The 20,384-nt window shown below is 67.6% G+C and carries 19 protein-coding genes and 3 pseudogenes; 13 read left to right on the top strand and 9 right to left on the bottom strand.

Features of this window, described 5'->3' with window-relative positions:
- Nucleotides 1–34 precede the first annotated feature (34 nt).
- The 3 genes from ACIBVN_RS56230 (at nucleotide 35) to ACIBVN_RS56220 (ending at nucleotide 1,286) form a co-directional block, all read left to right on the top strand.
- Nucleotides 35–517 (top strand): ATP-binding cassette domain-containing protein, encoded by a 483-nt coding sequence (locus ACIBVN_RS56230; RefSeq protein WP_397150397.1) that lies wholly within the window; start codon nucleotides 35–37, stop codon nucleotides 515–517.
- A gap of 135 nt (nucleotides 518–652) precedes the next feature.
- Nucleotides 653–1,057, top strand: a complete 405-nt coding sequence (locus ACIBVN_RS56225) for a hypothetical protein (RefSeq protein ID WP_397150395.1) — start codon at nucleotides 653–655, stop codon at nucleotides 1,055–1,057.
- On the top strand, nucleotides 1,047–1,286 hold the full coding sequence (locus tag ACIBVN_RS56220) for a hypothetical protein (protein ID WP_397150393.1): 240 nt from the start codon (nucleotides 1,047–1,049) through the stop codon (nucleotides 1,284–1,286). The genes ACIBVN_RS56225 and ACIBVN_RS56220 overlap by 11 nt, the downstream gene beginning before the upstream one ends.
- Before the next feature lie 319 nt (nucleotides 1,287–1,605).
- On the opposite strand, the gene ACIBVN_RS56215 is transcribed toward ACIBVN_RS56220, so the two are convergent.
- Nucleotides 1,606–1,899 (bottom strand): hypothetical protein, encoded by a 294-nt coding sequence (locus ACIBVN_RS56215; protein WP_397150391.1) that lies wholly within the window; start codon nucleotides 1,897–1,899, stop codon nucleotides 1,606–1,608.
- Nucleotides 1,900–1,920: 21 nt separating this feature from the next.
- Here ACIBVN_RS56215 and ACIBVN_RS56210 point away from each other — a divergent pair, with 21 nt between their 5' ends.
- The 5 genes from ACIBVN_RS56210 (at nucleotide 1,921) to ACIBVN_RS56190 (ending at nucleotide 5,951) form a co-directional block, all read left to right on the top strand.
- Complete coding sequence (locus tag ACIBVN_RS56210) at nucleotides 1,921–2,547, top strand: hypothetical protein (RefSeq protein ID WP_397150389.1); 627 nt, start codon at nucleotides 1,921–1,923, stop codon at nucleotides 2,545–2,547.
- Complete coding sequence (locus ACIBVN_RS56205; RefSeq protein ID WP_397150423.1) at nucleotides 2,429–3,304, top strand: alpha/beta hydrolase; 876 nt, start codon at nucleotides 2,429–2,431, stop codon at nucleotides 3,302–3,304. Before ACIBVN_RS56210 ends, ACIBVN_RS56205 begins: the two co-directional genes overlap by 119 nt.
- Before the next feature lie 10 nt (nucleotides 3,305–3,314).
- Nucleotides 3,315–4,436: a sensor histidine kinase gene (locus ACIBVN_RS56200; RefSeq protein ID WP_397150387.1), complete on the top strand. Its 1,122-nt coding sequence runs from the start codon at nucleotides 3,315–3,317 to the stop codon at nucleotides 4,434–4,436.
- Between the two features lie 85 nt (nucleotides 4,437–4,521).
- A complete protein-coding gene (locus ACIBVN_RS56195; protein ID WP_397150385.1) occupies nucleotides 4,522–5,181 on the top strand; it encodes a response regulator in 660 nt (219 codons plus the stop codon).
- A gap of 65 nt (nucleotides 5,182–5,246) precedes the next feature.
- A complete protein-coding gene (locus tag ACIBVN_RS56190; RefSeq protein WP_397150383.1) occupies nucleotides 5,247–5,951 on the top strand; it encodes a hypothetical protein in 705 nt (234 codons plus the stop codon).
- 229 nt (nucleotides 5,952–6,180) lie between these two features.
- Here ACIBVN_RS56190 and ACIBVN_RS56185 read toward each other — a convergent pair.
- From ACIBVN_RS56185 to ACIBVN_RS56165, 5 genes and pseudogenes are all read right to left on the bottom strand, one after another.
- Nucleotides 6,181–6,810: pseudogene (locus ACIBVN_RS56185) on the bottom strand (MFS transporter); the annotation flags it as partial.
- Between the two features lie 358 nt (nucleotides 6,811–7,168).
- On the bottom strand, nucleotides 7,169–8,509 hold the full coding sequence (locus ACIBVN_RS56180; protein WP_397150381.1) for a hypothetical protein: 1,341 nt from the start codon (nucleotides 8,507–8,509) through the stop codon (nucleotides 7,169–7,171).
- A 280-nt stretch (nucleotides 8,510–8,789) separates the two neighbouring features.
- Nucleotides 8,790–9,116, bottom strand: a complete 327-nt coding sequence (locus ACIBVN_RS56175) for a helix-turn-helix domain-containing protein (protein ID WP_397150379.1) — start codon at nucleotides 9,114–9,116, stop codon at nucleotides 8,790–8,792.
- Nucleotides 9,116–10,159, bottom strand: a complete 1,044-nt coding sequence (locus ACIBVN_RS56170; RefSeq protein WP_397150377.1) for a tyrosine-type recombinase/integrase — start codon at nucleotides 10,157–10,159, stop codon at nucleotides 9,116–9,118. The genes ACIBVN_RS56175 and ACIBVN_RS56170 overlap by 1 nt, the downstream gene beginning before the upstream one ends.
- Before the next feature lie 380 nt (nucleotides 10,160–10,539).
- Nucleotides 10,540–13,548, bottom strand: a pseudogene (locus ACIBVN_RS56165) (Tn3 family transposase).
- Between ACIBVN_RS56165 and ACIBVN_RS56160 the strand changes: the two are divergent.
- The gene (locus ACIBVN_RS56160) at nucleotides 13,441–14,631 is read left to right on the top strand and encodes a group II intron maturase-specific domain-containing protein (protein WP_397150375.1); all 1,191 of its coding nucleotides are present in this window, start codon (nucleotides 13,441–13,443) and stop codon (nucleotides 14,629–14,631) included. The pseudogene ACIBVN_RS56165 and the gene ACIBVN_RS56160 overlap by 108 nt on opposite strands.
- Before the next feature lie 130 nt (nucleotides 14,632–14,761).
- Here the strand turns inward: ACIBVN_RS56160 and ACIBVN_RS56155 are convergent.
- A pseudogene (locus ACIBVN_RS56155) lies at nucleotides 14,762–14,911 on the bottom strand (ATP-binding protein); the annotation flags it as partial.
- 145 nt (nucleotides 14,912–15,056) lie between these two features.
- Here ACIBVN_RS56155 and ACIBVN_RS56150 point away from each other — a divergent pair.
- From ACIBVN_RS56150 to ACIBVN_RS56135, 4 genes are all read left to right on the top strand, one after another.
- On the top strand, nucleotides 15,057–16,124 hold the full coding sequence (locus ACIBVN_RS56150; protein ID WP_397150373.1) for a tyrosine-type recombinase/integrase: 1,068 nt from the start codon (nucleotides 15,057–15,059) through the stop codon (nucleotides 16,122–16,124).
- Nucleotides 16,121–16,432, top strand: a complete 312-nt coding sequence (locus ACIBVN_RS56145; RefSeq protein WP_397150371.1) for a helix-turn-helix domain-containing protein — start codon at nucleotides 16,121–16,123, stop codon at nucleotides 16,430–16,432. The genes ACIBVN_RS56150 and ACIBVN_RS56145 overlap by 4 nt, the downstream gene beginning before the upstream one ends.
- Before the next feature lie 19 nt (nucleotides 16,433–16,451).
- Complete coding sequence (locus ACIBVN_RS56140; RefSeq protein ID WP_397150369.1) at nucleotides 16,452–18,122, top strand: hypothetical protein; 1,671 nt, start codon at nucleotides 16,452–16,454, stop codon at nucleotides 18,120–18,122.
- Nucleotides 18,123–18,260: 138 nt separating this feature from the next.
- Nucleotides 18,261–18,809: a DUF6461 domain-containing protein gene (locus ACIBVN_RS56135; RefSeq protein WP_397150367.1), complete on the top strand. Its 549-nt coding sequence runs from the start codon at nucleotides 18,261–18,263 to the stop codon at nucleotides 18,807–18,809.
- Between the two features lie 148 nt (nucleotides 18,810–18,957).
- On the opposite strand, the gene istB is transcribed toward ACIBVN_RS56135, so the two are convergent.
- Together istB and ACIBVN_RS56125 are read right to left on the bottom strand one after the other, a co-directional pair.
- Nucleotides 18,958–19,614, bottom strand: coding sequence for an IS21-like element helper ATPase IstB (gene istB / locus ACIBVN_RS56130; protein ID WP_397150365.1), 657 nt, complete (start codon nucleotides 19,612–19,614; stop codon nucleotides 18,958–18,960).
- Nucleotides 19,611–20,282: a Mu transposase domain-containing protein gene (locus tag ACIBVN_RS56125; RefSeq protein WP_397150363.1), complete on the bottom strand. Its 672-nt coding sequence runs from the start codon at nucleotides 20,280–20,282 to the stop codon at nucleotides 19,611–19,613. Before ACIBVN_RS56125 ends, istB begins: the two co-directional genes overlap by 4 nt.
- Between the last annotated feature and the right edge of the window lie 102 nt (nucleotides 20,283–20,384).

The raw sequence follows: 20,384 nt of genomic DNA, 5'->3' as shown, positions 1-20,384 counted from the left end.
GGGGCGATCCCTGTCGTGAGCTGCAAAATCATGATTGATCCATGGCAGTCATCGACGTCACCGACCTCACCAAGAGGTACGGGAACCACACGGTCCTGAACGGCATCTCGTTCTCCTCGAGGAAGGCGAGATCTTCGGCCTCCTCGGCCCCAACGGCACCGGCAAGACCACCACCGTCGAGTGCGTGGAGGGCCTGCGGCGACCCGACGGCGGGTCGATCCGGGTGCTCGGGCTCGATTCGATCAGGGACGGCCGCGAGCTGCGCGAGCGCATCGGGGTGCAGCTGCAGAGCACCCAGCTGCCCGAGAACATCAAGGTCTGGGAGGCGCTTTCCCTGGCGAAGTCTTACCTCGCTGGCACCGCGTGCTGCTCCCGTGATCGGGTGAGCAATGTTGTCCGGTGGGCGAAAGGGGTGCCGATCAGCCCCAGACGCCGCTGGCCATCCCCATCCGGGGGCAGGTCACTGATCGGCCGTGGCTGCCCCACATCAACTTCAACGACGCGGCCGCCTGGATGAGGCACCTGTCCACAGCGGCGCTCATCGTGGTCGCCTACCTCAGCGGTATGCGCGGCGCCGAGGTGCTGGCGCTTCAAGTCGGCTGCTGTCCCGAGCCCCGCGATGACCGCGGGAGCCTTCGCTACCACATCTACGGTGTTCCTGACTCCCCGGCAGGTCGACGCCCTCCTCGAACAGCCCCGCTTCCATGTCTACGACAATCCTGATGCGTTCCTGACCTGCAATTACGATCCCGCCAAAGCCTTATGCCACCCCGAACGGGCCACCACCGGCAGCCGCGGCAGTTCCCCCGCCATCGACCGATGCGATCCAGCATGCGCCAATATCGCCCGCACCGACGCCCACATCACTGCACTCCAGCACGAGATTGTCCAGTTGGAAAAAGAGATCGCCGTCCCGCTGACACCGACCCCACTGCGTGAACGGCTCAAACAGCGCGTACTTGCACTGCGCCAGATCGCGGAGCGGCACCAGCGCATGAGGATCGTGTTGACCGCGCCGGACCCGGCAGGCCACGAGAGGGCATCAGGTGAGCGATAAGGAAGAGCGTGCCGCCATTACCGCGGCCATGAGCAGGCTGCTGGCGGGCACACCGCTCCGCTCGTCCGGGCGCCTGGACATCGTCACTCTGGCGATCGAGGCAGGGCTGAAACGCAACAAGCTCACCCACAAGCACAAAGATCTCAAAGACCTGTTCTATGCCCAGGTCAAGGCCCAAACCGCGTCCCCGACAGCGAAGTCAAGCTCCGCAACGAGATCGCCGCCCTGAAAGACGAGGTCAAGGCCTTACGGGAGGAACGCGACGACTACCGCGCTGCCAGCGAGACATTCGCGCGAGCCATACACGTGCTCACGGTCGAGAACGACAATCTCCGCAAGGAACTCGACAAGAGCCGTTCCTCCACCGTCAGGCCGCTCAAGTCAGCAGGCCCGCGATGAGCTCACCAATCGTCGGGGTTAAGGTCTCCGGGTCGTGACAGCCTCCCGCCAACCCGGCAGCTCACCTGTTCATGCGCCCGGTCATCTCCATCGTGCGCGGCGGTGCGAAGAAAGCCCGGATCGCGATGATCAGAGGTGGCGGCTACGGGTCAGGAGCAACGCGCGTCGATCCAGGCGAGTGCACGGTCGATGAAGTCGCGCTGGTTGTGCGGGTCTTCGAAGCCGTGTCCTTCATCGGGGTAGATGAGGAACCGGGCCCGCGCCGAGTCCGGGGTGGACATCCCGGTCTGGGTGAGCAGGATGCCGACGAGTTGGTTGTCCGGGGCGGCGTAGGTCGCCGCGCGGCAGCATCCCGCACCCGGATCTGGGCCGCAGACAACCAGATCCCTGCCTATCCCGCGCTCGGTAAAAGATATGCAGAAAGAGGGACGCGAGCGCAGCATGGCCCCGGCCATCCTTCCGGCATGAACATCGCTGCATCGCTCATCATCGGCGCGGTCACCGCCGTCGCGCCGGTCACGACCACTCCGCTGTCGTGGCAGGACTGCGGGGACGGTCTGCAATGCGCGCAGATCAAGGTGCCGGTCGACTGGACGCGCCGCTCCGGGCCGGAAGTGGCGATCGGTCTTGCCAAGCTGCCCGCCCAGGATCCGGCCCGCAAGAAGGGTGTGCTCCTGGTCAACACCGGCGGGCCGGGCGAGCAGATCGCCCTTCTGCGACGCGTCAAGCAATCCTTCACCGATCTGACCAGGTGGTTCGACGTGGTGATTTTCGATCCGCGTGGGTTTGGCCAGTCCACCGCCATCAAGTGCCCCACCCCCGCGCCCTTCGCCACCGAGTGGGTGTTTCCGGACAAGGGGGCCTACGACGCTTACGCCGCGAAGAACCGTACGTTCGGAAAAGCGTGCCGAAGAGGCTGGCGTACTGTCCGGAAACCTCAACTCCTGGCAGATCGCGCACGACATGGAGGCGATCAGAAAGGCCCTCGGCCAAGCCAAGCTGACCTACCTGGGCAACTCGCACGGCACCGTGCTGGGGCAGGCGTACGCCGAGTTGTTCCCCCGCAAGGTCGGCCGGATGTACCTCGATAGCGTCTTCGACCACACCACCCGCGACCTGCGCACCTGGCTCCAGCCACGGGCCAAGACCCTGGAGGCCAACTTCAAGCGATTCGCCGCCTGGTGCCAGAGCACCGCCGCCTGCGCTCTCCACGACAAGGATCCGGTGGCCGTCTGGGACGAGGTGATGGACAAGGCCCGCCGCGAGCCCATCCCCGCCCCCGAAGCCGGTCCCGCGGTGCGTATCAGCGACACCCAGATCGCCTCCCGCGCCAACTTCACCTACGAGGCCACCTGGGAGCGCCTGGCCGCCGGGCTCGCGCGAGCACAGGCCGGTGACGCCTCGTTCTTCGCCAAGGTGGAAGGGGTTCCGGATCCCGACCTGTCCCGTGTCATCCTCTGCGCGGACCTGCCCTATCCCGGCTACCACAAGCTCAAGAAGCTGGAGAGCGCGCTGCGTCGCGATACACCCCACATCGGGTGGCGGGCGGTGTGGCCGATGGCCAACCACTGCGCGGGCCTGCCACCGACCAGGACGTACGCGCCCCACCCCATCAAGGCCCCGGGCCTGCCGCCCGTGCTCATCGCGGGCGGCGAGTACGACGACAACACCCCGGCCGCCGATGGCCGGCGGCTGGCCGCCCAGCTTCCCGGCGCCCGCTTCCTGACGGCTGCCGGCGGGCATGCGCTCTACTTCTCCGGCCACCAGTGCGTACGCGAGCACGTGCACCGCTACCTGACCACGGGCCAGATGCCGCCGCGCGGCGCCTCCTGCGGACCGGCGAAGTAGCGTAGCCGCTGTGTACGCCAGAGAGGGACTGCTCGTGCTCGCGGCCACGGCCGCGCTCACCGCATTCGCCATGCTCGACGGCGAGCCGCCGCGACCTGGGCTCCCCCTCCTGGCGGGCGCCGGCCTCGCCGCAGCCCTGCCCCTGACCCTGCGTGCCCGCTTCCCGCTGACAGGAGCGCTGCTGTCGGCAGCGATAGCTCTGCTCGGCCTGGTGATCCCGGGCTGGCAAGGCCGGCTGGTGACCATGGTCATGTTCGGCGCAGCGGCCTTCCGCCTGCCGCGCCGCGCCTGGCTGGTCATGAGCCTGTCCATCGGCTGGACCGCTGGCTACGGCCTGCTCATCCCGCGGTCCCATGCAGGGCTGTCTGTGGTCACCGACCTGGTCATCATGGGTGTCGCCCCGGTCGCGGTCGGCCACGCCCTGCGGCTGCACGGCGAGCGGGCCGCACAGGCGGCACGGCTCGACCACGCCGAGGCCAGGCGCGCCATAGCCGAGGAACGCGCCGCGCTGGCCCGCGACGTCCACGACAGCGTCGGCCACCACCTCACCGCGATCCGCATGCAGGCCACGGCGACCCGCCGGGCCCTGCGTGGTCGGGCGCCGGTCGCCGACCGGGCACTGGGCACCATCGCTGAGCTGTCCGCGACCGCGTTGGACGAGGTACGTGCCCTGCTCGACTCACTACGTGAGACGCCCACAGGACCGGACCTGGAAGAGATCGAGAACCTGGCCAAGCGGCTCTCCACGCCGCGCCTGCCGATCTCGGTCCATCGCGCCGGCCGCAGCACCCCGCTGCCACCCGCCGTGGGCCATACGGTCTACCGCGTCGTGCAAGAAGCGCTCACCAACGCCGCCCGCCATTCCGGAGCCAGCCACGTGGAGGTGCACGTGCTGTGCGACCGCACTGCGGTGACGGTCTCGATCGCCGATAACGGCCACGGCCGTGCCGGAGCGGAGGGGCGGGGCATCAGAGGCATGCGCGAACGCGTGGACCAGCATGGCGGCACGCTCATGGCAGGCCCGAGAGAGGATCACGGCTGGCGGGTGGAGGCCGTCGTGCCGATCGGTCAGGGCCCAGGCATCACCGCAAGCCGGGGACAACCCTCAAGCATGGCGCAAGATCCCACGTGAAGGGCCGAGATGACGGATGGTCCGACGTCGACAGTCACGGCGTGCGCCGCAGGCCGAATCGGCCGATCCATGGGAGGAGGGCGGCGTGACCATTCGCGTGGTGATCGCCGATGACCAGCCTGCCGTACGCGACGCACTGCGCGTGACACTGGACGGCGAGCCCGACATCGAGGTGGTCGGTGAGGCGGCCGATGGAGCCGAAGCCGTGCACCAAGCGTTGTGGCGGCGCCCCGACGTGGTGGTGCTGGACTTGCGCATGCCGTACGTCGATGGGATCTCTGCGATCCGGCAACTGGCCGACATGGAGGCTCCGCCGAGGATGCTCGCGCTGACGACGTTCGATACCGATGAGTACCTCTTCGGGGCACTCCAGTCGGGGGCTTCGGGGTTCCTGCTCAAAGACTGCGACCCTGAACTGCTCCTGGAGGCGGTGCGAGCGCTGCACCGCGGGCACGGGCTGGTGGACCCTCAGGTCACCACCCGGCTAATCCACCGCTTCGCAAGACTGTCGCCCGCGCCCGCCACCGACGCGCGACAGCGGCTCACTACTCGTGAACTCGAGGTGCTCCGGCATTTGGCTCGCGGGCTGAGCAACGCGGAGATAGCCCAAGCCCTGACCATCGAGGAAGGCACGGTCAAGACCCACGTCGCGAATCTTCTTCGCAAACTCGGGCTGCCCACGCGGGTGCGAGCTGTTATCTATGCCTACGAGCACGGCCTGGCCCTGCGCGACTCAGACACCTGACCTTCAACGAGGTTCACATGCCCTTGATCCGACGGAAGGCAAGCCGCTGGAAAGGCTGGTGGATCGTGGGCGCGGTCACTGCGGTCCTCCTTATCGCTACCGTGGCGCTGACAACGATCGCCTTCCCGTCTGTCGCGGCCACCACCTGCCCCGGCTGTTACGGCCTGCAGCGGCTCCAGCCCGGCCTGTACGCCGAACCCGGACTCGTGCCGCCCCAACGCGGGCACGTGACTGAGGTTATCGAGCAGGCGAACAAGCGGGTACGTGACTTCTTCGGCGGACGGGCAAGCACTCCAGACATCCTCGTGTGCCTGTCGGACGACTGCTACCGCAGGATCGGCGGCGGCCGCGAACGTGGTGTCGCCGTGCTCAACAGGTCGGTGATGCTGTCTCCGCGCGGCGTCGATCCGGTGATCGCCTCGCACGAACTGGCCCATGTGGAACTTCACGCCCGTCTCAATGGCGCCGAAGTCCCGCAGTGGTTCGACGAGGGCCTCGCCGTCCTGGTCAGCGACGACCCCCGCTACCTTGCCCCGACCGGCGACCGCTGCCTGCTCGACTCCCGCCAGCCCTTGCCAGCGACGCTCGACGACTGGCTGCGCGCGGCATCAGCGGATCCCCAGCTGTACGCCGAAGCCGCCTGCCAGGTGAGTCGTTGGGCAGGGACGAACGGCGGGAAGGAGGCCGTACGAACCCTCATCGCACGGCTGTCAACAGGACAGGCCTTCCCAGACATCCAGATGCCGGCCGCAGCCGCAACCACAGCCTGATCGCCATCACCCTGACCAACGCCGACCGGGGTCGATGAGCAGCGCGTGCCATTCCGGCCATCTCATCTGGCTCAGCGATCCGTCCGGCAACATGGTCGGCGCCATGGAGTACGACCACACCGCCGACCAGGGTGCGCTGACCACGAAGGTTCGAGGGTTTGACCATCAGCCGATCCGCGGAGCCTCAGTGCTCCAACACGGACTCAACCCGAGGACAACACGATCTCGCTCAACACGATGATCTTCCGGGGAACCAGGCGATCAGCTGGAGCGTTCCGGCGGCGCCGGTCAAGGCTCCCGCCCCTATGAGGGCTGGAAGCGGAGCGTTCGTTGCCATGCTCGTCAGGAGAAGCGCTTCCGGGATCGGCGTAGCGCACATCAACAGGCCTATGCGTGCCGGCGGGAACAACAGTGAGTTGATCGACCCGCAGGCTAGACCTATCCCAACCGCGCTCAGCACGAGTCCCCAGCTGGTTGGTCCGTCGAGGTATCGGGTGGCGTAGAGCGGCCCGATCAAGGTAATACCGGCTGCCCATGAGGCCGACGTCAGTGCGCTCAACAGGGTGAGCGCCAGCAGCCACGGGCGGCTGGTAAAGGCGGACCAGCCTTCCGCCAGATCGGTCATGAACCCCTGCCGCTCGTGCCTCGGGGTTGGCGGGAGGCGCAGCGTGAGGAACACCGCGGCGGACACCAGGAAGGTGAGGCCGTCCCAGGCGATGATCATCCCAGGGCCGGTCCAGGCGATCACGAGGCCGGCCAGTCCGGGCCCGATGATCGCGACGGCGTTGCTGAAAATCTGGAGCAGCGCGTTCGCGTGGCTCAGCATCGGCCCTGGTGGGACGAGTTGCGGCACCAAGCCTTTGGCTGCAGGCTATCAGCCCCACCACCAAGGGCCATGTAGCCGCGCCGATGCCGTAGCCGGTACGGCCCTCGGCGGCGGCCACGACCAGCCCGCCGAGGGCCGTACCGGCCAGCTCTGCCGCCGGTCGGTCGCGAGCGGTGAAGAACTCCCCTCCACTTTCGCCCCGCGCCCCCTACTGGCAATGGAACGAAATCCGGCGTTAGCCACGTTTGGAAGACCGCGATGATAGGGGTCCGTTGATCTGCGGGAACCCCGTTAACGCCGGATTCCGTTCCAAATCTCTCTGACCCCCGAGAAGTCCCAGAGTTCATGCGAACTGAAGGTTCATCGGACTGAACCGAAGGGTCTTCAGCCCTCATGGACTGTTTCGACCCTTGGGTTCGTCGCGACTGGCGGGGTCTTGCTCTTCGGCTGCGGTGGCCAGCAGGACGCGGGCGTTCTCGGCATAGCGGATGGCGGTCTTGGGGTCGAGGCCGAACACAGCGGCGAGGTGGAGCGGGTCCGGGCCGTGCGTGAGGGCTTCTTCAAGCTGCCGATCAACGCGAAGGCGTTCGAGTGTCGCAGCCTGACCGCGGAGCTTCTTGGCGAAGTAGATGCTGGAGACCGGACCGGTGCCGAGAGCGCTCAGCTGATTGATCAACAGGTGAGGATTGGCTGTGTTCGGCCAGCGGGTGCGCCGGTAATCGAGCCATTCGAGCAGGATCTGATGGGTGAACTCATCGATGGGGCGGGTGCGGCCGGCGATGATGAGCCGTCGGTTGCCGAGGTCGACGTCCTCGAGGAGCAGGGAGCGGATGGCGCCGGTGCGGGCGGCGTGAACGGCGGCGAGCATGAGCACGAGCCGGGCGGCCGGGGTGGTGGCGGCTTCGGTCGCCCGGTCGATGTCGTCCTGGTCGAGCCGCTGGAGGAGCCCGTATGGATGCTGGCCGATGCGGATGCCGCGGGTCGGGTTGCGGAAGATGCTGCGCCGTTTGCGGCAGAACGCGAACAGCGATCGGGCCGCAACCAGGAAGTTCGAGCGGTGAAATCCCTGCATGTCGTCGAGGATCGAGGTGAGGTCCTCCCGGGTGACTTCCCGCAGGTGTTCGTATCGATCCGACCAGTGCAGCAGCGTAGGACGCAGCCGATTCACCTGAATCCAGACCGACTTGATGTTGCGGGGCTTGATCCGGGGGGCGCCGTCGCGCAGCGCCCGCGCCCAGGCCTCGACGTCGTCTCGGATGCCTGGGGCGAGTCCTTCGAGCTTGGCTTCCAGCCACCCGTCGAAGGCCGGCGGCCGGTCGTCGACGAACACCCCCATCTCCTGGAGCACCTCGAGGGTCCGCTCGACGGTGATGCCCAGCGCGCGCAGCGCGGGGAACACCTCCGAGTAGTAGACGACGTCGAGGCAGCTGTGCCGGGACAACACGATGATCAGGGCGCGCCGGACGGCGAATCGAACACCACGTCGCCACCCGTGCGCCTCGCCCCGCCGATAGGCGAGATAGAGCGCCCAGATCAGCCACGGATTGGCGAGATCGGCATCGGCGCTGTCGTCGAACCGGGTGAAGTCTCGGCGTGTTTCGAACAGCCTCAGCTGGATCCACCGCTCGGCGGGCCGGACCGCAGGCGGCGGGGGCGGCTTGGGCCGCGACCGCCATCCCCGTTCATGGACTGGACTTTCGGGGCGGCGTCGTTTCATCCGGTCGAAGAACAACTGCTGGAACGGCAGTCTTTGCCCGGACTCCAGGACCGAGACCGCGCCGCGGGGCAGGCCGCCTGCGGCCTTCGACTCGTGGGCGGCCTGCTGCCAGCACAACCTGCAGTAGCCCTTCTTTAGCGCGACCGTCCGGCTGCATCCGACGCATTCGCCCTCGCTGCCCGGGTAACAGTGTCGAAGCACGGTGCAGGACGAGCATCGGCGAGCGCCGAGGACTCCCCAGGCCAGGCAGTCCATGCAGCTTTGCGGACCATGCAGAACCCGTCGCGGCGGCATGTCACGCGGGCGGCAGAGAACGACCGTCCTTCCGCTTGGGAACCACGGGTGGGCCACCCGAGACTGCTGCCGTGACCTGCTGGTCCTGGCCGTCATCGACGCGTCTGACCTTGTCGGGCTCCGGGATGAGGAGCTCGTCGACCCCGCAGCCCAGCACGGCGCAGATGACGTTGAGGTCGTCGAGCTTGATGCTGGCCGGCTCGCCCGACCACAGGCCGGACATCTTCCCGGCGCTGATCTTCAGACCGTGCTCGGCGAGCATCCGCTGGAGTTCGCTGGCCTTCCAGATGCCGCGGTTGGCGGCGGCCAGCCGCAGGTTCCATCTCATCACCGTAGTCCTTCCAGCCGGGCGGCGGCGCGCTGCTGGCCCGCGGCCCAGGCGTCCTCGATGTGAGTGCCGGTGACGTGCACGTACTTCATCGTGGTCGCGATCCACGCATGGCCGAGCAACTGCTGGATGGCGATGAGATCCATGCCCTGCTGATAGAGCTGGGAGGCGCAAAAATGCCGCAGCACGTGCGGGGTCAGGGCATCGGCCCATTCCGGCAGGTGCGCGGCGGCGGCCTTGGCGAGCGCGGCCCGCAGCGTTTCATCGCCGACCCGGGCCGCCGATCCGTCGGCGTTCTTGCGCTCTGACAGCAGCAGCGCCACGCCGGGCCGGGTGTGGTCGTCCCCGAAGTGGCCCCACACCTCTTCGACGAACCAGCGCAGTGTCGCCGCGGCGTTGTTGATCAGCGGCACCATGCGCTCGCGTGGCCCGGAGCCGCGGGCGCCCTTGCCGTGGCGGACGTGCAGTTTGCCGAAACGGCCCAGGTCCCACTTGATGTCGGCCAGGTCGAGCTTGCAGGCCTCGTTCACGCGCAGCCCGACCTCGGCCATCAACCGGCAGGCGGTGTAGTTGCGGGCAGTCGGGGCGAACTTCCGGCAGGTTGTCAGCTCCTGCCGCCAGCCGGCGAACAGCCGATCGACCTGATCGGCGGTGGGCGGGATGCGCAGCTTGCCCTGCGCCCCGCCGCGTGGCCGGTTCATCTCGTCGATCGGGCACTCGATGACGCGGCCGGTCATCTGGTGGAGTTCGACCTTGTGACGCAGCTCCAGGAACAGGAAGAACGTCTTCATCGCCTGAGCCCGGGCCAGCCGGGTGCCCTTGGCGGTGGCACGCAGCACCTTGCCGAAGTACGCATCGGCATCGGCCGGTTCCATCTCCCACAGCGGCCGGCCGAACCAGGCCCGCACCTGCTCCAGATGCACCACGTCGGAGGAGATCGTGCCGTCCGACAGCCCTGCCGCCGCCCGGGCCAGCACGAACCCGGCCAGCACGTCGGTCTCCAGCGCTTCCAGGTCCTCGGCGGTGGCCGGGGCACGCGCCACCCGAAGATCCTTCACCACCGCCAGCGCCAACTCCGGCCACCTCGCCTTCACCCTCACAGCAAGACGAACGACCAGGACGATAGACCTTCAGAATCCCCGAAATCTCATCAACGTCTGCAGAAGCCGGAGCGCCAGCAGATACGCCCAGGTCCTGGGGCTAGTGAGGCCAAAGAAGCCCGATGGAACCCAAGGGTTATTAGTTAGCGTTACCGGCAAGACAGCAGCAGCCCCTGGACCGCCAATCAGTGCCCCTGCCCACACTTCGGAGAACGTGATCAGACGCGAAAGGCACGGCCCACCACCTGACGAAGGGGCCTTGGCCCGGGACTGATGCGCGCCCGCCAGGCGGGCGCGCACCGGCCCCTACCGCGATCATGAAGCTAGTCCGGGCTGCCCGCCTCCGGAGCAGGCACGGCGCCGCCGAGCGAAAGGCGCTTGGCCACGTCCAGGCGGACCTCGCCATAGGGCTGCACGTGCTGCCAGAACAGCGGGGTCAGCCCGCGATGGTCGGCGGGCTTGAGCAACTGAGCCCACTCGGGGTCGGCCAGGACGTCCTGCAGCATCAGGGTGTTGATGTACACGAGCGCGGCCTGCAAGATGCGCAGGCACAACACGCTCATCTCCAGCTCCTCACGCCGATTGGTGGCGATGTCACCGCCCTTGCCGTAGAAGATCACCGAATTCGCTCCGTTGGAGGACTCCACCACGTTGAGCCCCTCCTGGATCTCCCGCTGCAGCTCACGCAGCCGCAGATAGCGGGCCACGAAGATGGTCTTCTGCGCCCGGCCGACCTCCAGCATGGCCTGGTAGGTCGGATGGGAGGCGGACTCGGTGAACCGGCGCAAGATGGCCTCGGTGGAGGCGGTGCCCTGCTTGATCGCGGTCGCGTATTTGATCATCTGGTCGTAGTTCTGCTCGATCAGGTCCCAGCGGATCGGCCGGGTCATCGCCGGCGTCAGCCGCGGGTACAGGTCGCTCTCGCCGCTCTCCACCCGGTACAGCTTGACCTTGTTGATCTTCTTGATGCGCGGCAGCAGGTCAAAGCCCAGGAGCCGGGTCACGCCGAACCCGATTTCGGTCTGGCCGTGGGAGTCGACATAGTTGCCCTCGACCTTCATGGTGGTGCCGTGCCGTACCGCGCCCTCGATCATCGCGTGCACCTCCGAGGCCGAGGCGCGCAGGGTCTGGGAGTGCACGACCATGGAGCCGCGCTCGATGTGCCAGTAGATGAGGATGCCGCGGCCTCCATACCTGGAGTGCTACTCGGTGAAAATATTTTGATCGTAGGCGCGCACGTGCGTGGAGTCGGAGGCGACCGTGGTCGTCCCCTCGCCCCACAGCGCCACGTCCCGGGCGGTGAAGGTGGCGTTCGCGATGGCGATCGCGATGTCGGTGGCGATCTGAGGGGTCAGGTAGCGGCGCCGGACGTAGCGGATGTCGTCCTCGCTGTGGGCGTGGCCACCGGAGGCCACGGCACGGATGCCGGTGTTGGTGCCGTATCCGAAGATCGCGAGCATCAGCCGCTCGGCCAGGACCTCGGGCTTGAGGCTGGAGGTGCCCGCCACCGAGGTGACCGCCTTCAGGCAGCCGGTGCGCAGCACCGCCTCCTTGAGCATGTCGATCAGCGGGACCGAACCCCAGCGGCGGCCCACCTCGTTCTTGATCCGGCGCAGGTTCCGCGGCTCATCCGCCGGGCCGAGCTTCGTCAGCTTGATCGCGCCGGACTTGCGCTCGGAGATCGCCAGCCAGTCCAGCTTCGGCAGCGCGGTGTCGAGCGCCTCCAGCTCGGCGCGCATCTCGGCCTTCAACTCGGCGATGAAGTCGGCCGGGGCCAGCGGCTTGCGCAGCTCGGCGTAGTTCTCCACGCGGCGGGCGGCGAAATCCTTGGGCAGGTCCTCCTCCGGGTCGCGGAAGGAGTGGGCGCCGGCCACCCAGATCTCCTTGCACCGCAGGGCCTCGCGCAGCGCTTGGAAGGTGACGATCTCATACACCATCCGCACCACCCGCCGGCGTCCGCGCTTGTCCTTCTTGAACACCAAGTCCTCCCAGTCGCCAGCGGTGCCACGGTGCTCGGGCACCACCTCGCCGCGCGGGTAGTAGGTGGTGTTGCCCGCCTTGGCGTAGCGGCGGATCAGCTTCAGCGCCTCGATCACCGGCTGGAAGGCGGTGTTGTTGCTCCTGAACTCCAGGGTGTCCAGCAGCGCAATCAGGCCGCGCCGGTAGTGGTTGGCGTAGGAGGCGCGCAGCGTGGTCTGCACCGTGGTGCGGTAGGCCGGGCCCTTGGTCTTGAACTCGTGCACCAGATCCCGCAGCGTCTGCTCACCGCCGCTGACCGCCGGGAAGATGACCTGCCGGACAGAATCGTCAGGCTGACTGAGCGCGGCGTCGGCGACCTTGAACAGGATGTTCTCCTTGCCGGTCACCCGCTTGAACGCGTTGATCAGCTCCTTGGTCACCTTGCTGTCGGCCCGCGCCTTGATCCGATGCACCGTGGCGATCAGCAGCTCCACCAGCGCGTCAGTGATTTCCCGCTCCCGCTCCTGAACCAGCGCCGCCAGCAGCAGCACCGTCAGCTCGCGCGGATGCGTGCGCATGTGCGAGGGAGCCTCCACCCCCGCCCGGGCCCGCCAGGACGCCAGCACCTTGGGCGCCACATCGGCGAACAACCCGGACGGCAGTTCGATCGAGCGCACCGCCCCCAGCTTGCGGATCTCGGTCATCATCGACTCCAGGCTCACGTTGCCCGGCGCGGACTTGATCAACGCCAGCACGTCGGAGTCGGTGTCGTCATCCTCGGCAGGCACCTCACCCGCGGGCCCCTGACGGTCACCGGCCCCCTCGCCCACCGCACGGCTGGCATCGTCGATGCCGACCAGCGCATAGATCCGCTGCGTGGTCTCCGGACTCAGCCGGGAGGCGATCCGCACCGACCAGGCGACCTCCGCGTTGTGCAGGGCCGAGGCCACGACCCGCGAGATCCGCCCAGGCGCCGGCGGTTCGATCCGCTCCTCGCGCAGATGCTTGAGCAGTTCCTCCCGGACCCGTTCAGGCCGTCGCTCGGCGTGCGCGACCTCCTCGGCCAGCCACACCGCCAGCTTCGTCGCGTCCTCCGTCGTGCAGGTACGAAAGCCCAGGTGCGTGCGGATCTGATGGCGGTGGTACTCGATCGTGGAGCCGGACCACTCGTAGAGGCCGAACTCCGAGGCAGGAACCCGGACCTGCTTGGCCACGTGCTCAACCACGTCATCCGGCAGCTCTGAACGGCCGCGCGGGAACCGCCCGTGCTGCGTGTAGAACTTCAGCAAGATCGCGAATCCGAGTCGAGTGGCGTCGCGCTTTCCGGCGATCAGGTCGCGCTCTTCGTCCAGGATCGTCCAGTGCTCAACCATATCGTCGATGTGCATCGGGGGGTGTTTCATGACCAACCAGCATTGACCAGGCACGTCACAGCAAGATCAACGCCGTTTGAGGCTCATGACACGTTTCTTACCGGCACCCCGTATTGGGAGACCGGCGGCGGCCTGCGGGCCACCCCGGACTCGCCGGTCCTGGTGAGGTATGCCGACGATGTGCGCGCCCTGTGTCACTCCCGTGAGCAGGCCGAGGATATCCAGCAACGACTCGCGAAATGGCTGGAGCCCAGGGGTTTGGTCTTCAATCAGGCCAAGACCCGGATCACCCACCTGGAGCAAGGGGTGGACTTTCTGGGTTTTGAGATCCGCCGGTTCCGGGGCAAGTTGCTGACCAAGCCGAGCAAGGACGCGTTACGGCGGATCCGCAAGCGGCTATCCCAGGAGGTGGCGGCCCTGCGAGGGGCCAACGCCGACGCGGTGATCGCCAAGCTCAACCCGATCATCAAAGGATGGACCGCCTACTACCGGATCGGGGTGTCCAAACGCGCGTTCGGCGCGCTGGACGCCCACCTGTGGAGACTGGCCTATAAGTGGGCCAAGATCTCCCACCCGAACAAGCCGAAGCGCTGGATCATCGCCCGGTACTTCGGCATGTTCAACACCGCCAGGCGCGACAAGTGGGTGTTCGGGAGCCAGGAGACCGGCTTCTACCTGCGCAAGTTCGCCTGGACGAAAATCGTCCGGCACCGGATGGTCGCAGGTCGGGCCTCTCCCGATGACCCGACTCTGATCGGCTACTGGACCGAGCGGCGCCGCCGCGCCAGGGCCCCGGTGGATGCCGCAACGTGGCGGCTTCTTCGCCAGCAGGGCGGCCGATGTCCGCTCTGCCGGGGCCTGCTGCTGCACGCTGACCATGAGCCACAGAGCCCGATCGAGTGGCAGCAGTGGCTCACGGCCACGCGCACAGCGATCCGCAAACAGGCGATCGCTACCGCCGTGGAGCTCGGGAACCTGGACGAACACGCCGCAACACGTCTCATACACGCCCACTGCCGCCGCCTCGGCGACGGCACCAACCCGGCACTTCCGCACGGCCTCGAACCTTCAGGGCTCGCTTGAGCCGGTTGCCTGGAAAGCGGGCACGGCCGGTTCTGAGGGGGCCGGGGCGCGGCAACGCGCACCGGCTACCCGACGAGTGTCGGCGTACTCCTATGGGTGCTCCACCTAGTACGGAGTTATGTGCACCAGATCAGGCGACGTTGGTGTCTCGCTCGATGTTCTTGAGGCGGTTCTTGAGTCGGTAGCTGGGGCCGTTGATGGAGATCACGTCGCAGTGGTGCAGGAGCCGGTCGAGGATGGCGGTGGCCAGGACCTCGTCGGCGAAGACTTGGCCCCATTCATCTGAGGGTGGCACATGTTCGTGTCGGAGGATTCTGGCTGCTAGCTGGGGGTTCCTGGTTCTTTCTCGTTTCCCTGATTCGTGAGGTATGAGAGGCGTATGTTAGGCGCTGCCTTCATTCTTCTAGTGTGAGGAAGGTGTGCCGGTGGCACGGTCTCGACTGCGGGTGCTGGAGGGCGGGGCGCTCCCGCCCGAGCCTTTGGGCAGCGATCCGATGGAGTATCAGGCGCGATGCGTCGAGGCGTTCGTGGCGTCGTGGGCCGCTCGTGGGTTCAGCCCGGTGACCATCGAGAACGACACCGGGCTGCTGGAGCGGACCCTGGCCGCACTGGGTCGTCCGGCCTGGGAGGTCACCCCCGAGGACATCGACCGAGTGGTCGGCGACCTGGCGGTGGCCGGTCGCGCCGCCTCGACGCGGCGCGAGTATGTGCAGATCTTCAAGGGCTTTCACCGGTTTCTGCAGGTGCGCAAGGCCGCTGAGATCGAGGCCGCGTTCGGGGTGCGGCTGGTCTGCCCGGTGGATGAGTTCAACGCCTCCCGGCATGTCGGCGACGGCTCACCGGCCGAGCTGCCGCCGCCGACGCCGGAGCGGGTGAGCGAATTCTTCGACTTCCTCAAGGATCGCATCGCCACTGCCCGCAAGTACGGCCCGGCGGCGCGGGATTACGCGCTGTTTCGCACCCTGTATCACGCGGGGCTGCGGTCGGAGGAGGCCGCGCTGCTGGACCGGCCGGACGTGCACTTCACCCGGGGCCCGTTCGGCAAGCTGCATGTCCGCTTCGGCAAGGGCGCCCGCACCTCCGGACCGCGGCCGCGGTGGGTGCCCATGCTGGATGGGCTGGACCTGGTGCTGCGCTGGTTCCTCAATGACGTGCGCGGCCGCTTCCCCGACTCGCCGGTGCTGTTCGCCGATGAGTCCGGCGGGGCGCTGCATCGCGGCACCATCCGTAACCGGCTGCGCTATCTCATGCAGCTGGAGGGACGGCCGCAGGAAGAGTGGTTCAGCCCGCATGCGCTGCGCCGTGCGTGTGCCACCCACAACTACGAGCGCGGCGTGGACCTGGTGGCCATCCAGCAACTGCTCGGACACTGGACGGTGAGCTCGACGATGCGCTATGTCCGGCCCTCGGCCACCTTCATCGAAGACGCCTATCGCCGGGCGGTGACCAGCACCCTGGGCGAGCTGACCGGACAGGGAGACCCGACCGCATGAAGATCCGGTGGAAGCTGCGCATGGCCGCCGCGCAGCGCGAGGTGTGGACTGGCGCCCAGCTGCGGCGGCTGCTGGCCGACAAAGCAGGGCTGGAACTGTCGGCGGCATCGGTGTCGGCGCTGCTAACCAAAGAACCCACGCAGGTCAAGCTGTCCACCCTGGCTGCGTTGTGCACGGCGCTGGAGTGCAGCCCCAACGACCTGATCGAGGTGGACACCACCCCCGTCGAACAGCCCGCCCGCCCGCCGCAGCCGACGACCGAGCCCAAGGCCGCCTCCAGCGGCGGCCGGTCCATGCCGCCACTGTGACCTGAGCAGGAGGACGGCAATGGGCCAACGGCAACGCGACTGTGTGGACTGTGGCGGCCCAGTCGGCATCATCGGCCGCCTGCACTGCTGCCGCTGCCTCAGACGGCTCAACGAAGCGGCCGCCAAGGCCCCCTGCCCGGGCTGCGGCAAACAACGGGTGCTGCAGGCCGACACCGGCCGGTGCATCACGTGCTCACGCGTCTGCACCGAGTGCGGGCATCCCGTCCGCTCGCCGGAGGCGACGCTGTGCCGGGACTGCACCCGCCAGGCTCGGCAGCGGGCGGCGCAACAACCGTGCCCGCGATGCGGCCGCCCGGGCTATCTGCGCGAAGCCACCGGCTGGTGCGGGACCTGTTCACGTCCTCGCCAGACGAAGGACCCACCGCGCGTCTGCGACGACTGCGGTCAACTGCGCCCGCATGCCGGCCACGGCCTGTGCTCGGCCTGCTGGCAGCGCCGCCCCGAACGGCCCTTCGTCGCCGGCGAGAACCTCATCGCCCGGCTGACCGACCCGCCTCCCTGGCTGGGCGACCTCATCGGCCACCTGGCCGCCGGTCACTCGCCGGCCCGAGCCTGCATCCTGATCGGCCAGCTGGGACGGCTCCTGGACGACGAACATCCCAACCACCCCCAAGCCCTGTTGGAGCGGGCCGGGCTGCCCGGCCGCTCAATGGGGCCCTTGGCCCGGGGACTGGAGGTCTTCTTCGTCGAACGCGGGCTGGCACTGGCCACTGATCACGCCGAACGGCTGGCCGCCGGACGCCGTCGCCGCCGGATCGACGCCGTCCCCGAGCCGCTGCGGCCTGCGGCGGAGGCCTTCAACGCCTTCCTGCTGCGCTCCCGCGAGCGCGCCCGCCGGGCCGGGACACTGCCCCGCGCCGACGTCACCCTCGACATCAAGCTGTCCACCCTGCGCGATCTGGCCCAGCGCGTCAGCGCGCGTGGAAAGCAGGACTGGGCCCTGGTCGACGTGCACGACATCGAGGCGTTCCTGGCCGCCCAGCCCAAGAACCGGCCCCGGCGGCTGCAGATCGCCCGGCAGTTCTTCCGCTTCGCCAAAACCCACAAGATGATCCTGATCGACCCCACCAGCGGACTGTCCGCGAAGGCGGCCAAGGGCTTCATCGGCAAGACCCTCACCCTCGACCAGCAGCGACGCCTCTTCCAGAGATGGATCACCGACCCGGCCGTCCACCCACACGAGGCGCTGCTGGGCATCCTCGCCCTGCTGCACGGCGCCTCCAGCAGCGAAGTCCGCCACCTGCGCCTGGACGACATCGATCCCGGCAACCATGCCATCCGTCTCGGGCAACGCCCCCACCTCGTGCCCCTGGATCCGGCCAGCTGGAGCACCGTGCAGCGATGCATGGCCCATCGCGAGAACCAGCACACCGGCAACCCGCATCTGATAGTCACCAAGGGCACCAAGGCGGGCCGGAGCCCGGCCTCCGTCGCCTATGTCAGCCATGTCCTGGATCCGGCTGGTATCTCACCGCGGATGCTTCGCTCCACCCGCCTGATCGACCTGGTCAATACCATGGACGCCAAACTCGTCGCCGCAGCCTTCGGGATGCACCCCGAAGGGGTCATGATCTATCTCGCCGATCATGTCGACACCGACCGCCTGCCCGCACCAGACTCGGCCGACCGGCGGGGTGAGGCTTATCCTTGCTGCGGCGAGCCCAGATGATCACGATGGGCGCGGTCCGGACGCAGTATGGGGCGTCCTGTGGGATGTCCCCTCCTTCGAGAGGCGGCCATGCAGTCACCGACCTACCTGCACGACCTTCTGGTCGCGACCATCTTCACCGAGGGGCTCGATGCCGAGATGGACCTGTGGGCGCTGGGATTCAGCGCCATGTGGATCAAGGACGTGGACCTCGAAACGCTCACCCGAAGCTTCCGCCTGGACCTCGCCACCCGGACCCCGTGTTACCTGAGCGAGATCCTCGATCACAACATCGACGACGAATCCACCTGGGTTGCCGAGGTCAACGGCTGGATCGGCATCGTGCCGGCGCATGCTGACGGCGAGCGCGTGCGCTCCGTCACCGAAGGCGGCCGTCAGGCCCTCGGCCTCCGCATGGACATCAACGGCAACGCCTACTTCGATTACGCCCGCGACGGGCGCATCATCGTCTCCTTCGACCCGCTCTCGCCCGAGAACTGGAAGCGGTCCGGCGACGATCCGCACGCGCTCGATCATCTGATGGACGGACTGCGCTTCCAGATCAGCGATGACGACGTCCTCGACAATCCCGTGGAGGATCCGGAGAGCATTAGCTCGGCCTTGGCGCTGATCGGGCGCATCACGGAAACCGACATCGCCGCCGACTGGTTCCTGGAACAGCACTCACGCATCAGACCCAGCTCCTGACGGCTCGCGCCCCGGGCAGGAGTGCACCATTGGCTGGCCGCCCTGGGAAACCTCCGTCGTGACCTGCTGGAGGCGGGAGAACAGGTGACCGCCTTAGCCGCAGACACACGCGCTTTCCGTTCATGGCTGAACGTGTGCAGTTTCGGTGTCACCTGACACACGTTCGGGCGAACATGTGCGCTTTGCCGAAGCTCTTGTTCGAGGTCAGGATGATCGAGCCTTTCTCGTAGCGCTTGGAGATCACCTGGAAGACCAGGTTGGCCTCGCCGCGTTCGAGGATCTCGTAGCCCACTTCGTCGATCACCAGGACGCTTGGCCGCAGGTAGGTGCCGAGTTTGCGGTTCAGGCTCCCGGCGGCCTCGGCGGTCTTAAGGTTGGCGACCATGTCATCGAGGCTGGTGAAGTAGACCGAGTAGCCGGCCCGGCAGGCCGCGACGGCCAGGGCGACGGCGATGTGGGTCTTGCCGACTCCGGGCGGCCCGAGCAGCGCAGCGTTGGCCTTGGCCTCGACGAAGGCGAGGGTGGCCAGGTCTTTGACCTTGCGGGGGTCCAGGTCGGACTGGAAGGAGAAGTCGTAGTCGTCCAGGGTCTTGTGGTGGGGCAGCTTGGAGATACGCAGACCGGTGCGGAAGCGGCGGTCGTCGCGGACGGCGAGTTCCTCGGACAGGACCAGGTCGAGGAAGTCCAGGTAGCCCAACTTGGCCTCGTCGGCCCGCTGCGTGTAGTGGGTCAAGGCGTCGGCCAGGTGGGGCAGGCCGAGCTTGGCGGCGGTGGTGCGGATGCGGGTGGAGACCAGCTCGCTCAACGGGCTTCCTTCGTCGGGTTGTCGGTGGTGAAGGGGCGGGTGCCGGTCAGTTCGTCATAGACCGACAGCGGTCGGCGGCTGACCTCGACCTGGGCCGCGGCCCGGTTGAGCAAGGCTTGCAGGGATCCCACCGCGGGCTCGTGACCATCGTTGCCGCGGCTTTGGCGCCTCGCGGCGGGCGGGTCGTCGTGGCTGGTGGTGACGCGGCGGCCGGCTCCGGTGGGCAGGCCGTCCCAGTGCCGTTCGTTCACGACGCGGCAGCCGCGGCCCACCGCCCGAGGGTGGGTGGCCAGCAGGGTCTCGCCTCGGTGATCGGGTGTGGTGGCGTGCAGACTGATCTGGGCTTTGGTCGCGCGGACCTCGATCAGCTGACGTGGCTGGACGCGGCTGGCCGGCACCGAGTAGAGGTTGGCGTCGAAGGCGACCAGGCAGTCTTTGCCGACGTAGCGCAGGTGCCGTTGCGCCACCACATAGGGTGCGGCCGGCAGTGGCCGCAGCGCGGTGTGGTCACGGACTGCCCGCACTCCGATGACCTCGCCGTGGGTGCTGTGGACTTTGGCCCGCCGCAGGGGAACCCAGGCAGCGAAGGCGGCGTCGATCTCCTCGATCGAGGAGAACGCCCGTCCGGCCAGGACATGGTCACGAACGATGGCGACCTGCCGCTCCACCCGGCCTTTGGATTACGCCGTCGATTACACCCGATGGCGACGATCAGTACCGACGCGTTCGGGTGACCCACCCGTTTCATCCGCTGTCCGGGCGCGACTTCG

Origin of the sequence: Nonomuraea sp. NPDC049400, assembly GCF_044466425.1 — a bacterium.
Classification (GTDB): Bacteria; Actinomycetota; Actinomycetes; order Streptosporangiales; family Streptosporangiaceae; genus Nonomuraea.
Note: the sequence above shows the minus strand (reverse complement) of the source record. Positions and strands in the feature narration are given on the sequence as shown.

Bases quoted from the DNA above. Each gene is read 5' to 3' on its own strand.
- ACIBVN_RS56215 (WP_397150391.1), bottom strand. From the start codon at position 1,899: ATGCTGCGCTCGCGTCCCTCTTTCTGCATATCTTTTACCGAGCGCGGG.
- ACIBVN_RS56175 (WP_397150379.1), bottom strand. From the start codon at position 9,116: ATGAGATGGAACCTGCGGCTGGCCGCCGCCAACCGCGGCATCTGGAAG.
- ACIBVN_RS56145 (WP_397150371.1), top strand. From the start codon at position 16,121: ATGAAGATCCGGTGGAAGCTGCGCATGGCCGCCGCGCAGCGCGAGGTG.
- ACIBVN_RS56135 (WP_397150367.1), top strand. From the start codon at position 18,261: ATGGACCTGTGGGCGCTGGGATTCAGCGCCATGTGGATCAAGGACGTG.
- ACIBVN_RS56140 (WP_397150369.1), top strand. From the start codon at position 16,452: ATGGGCCAACGGCAACGCGACTGTGTGGACTGTGGCGGCCCAGTCGGC.
- ACIBVN_RS56210 (WP_397150389.1), top strand. From the start codon at position 1,921: ATGAACATCGCTGCATCGCTCATCATCGGCGCGGTCACCGCCGTCGCG.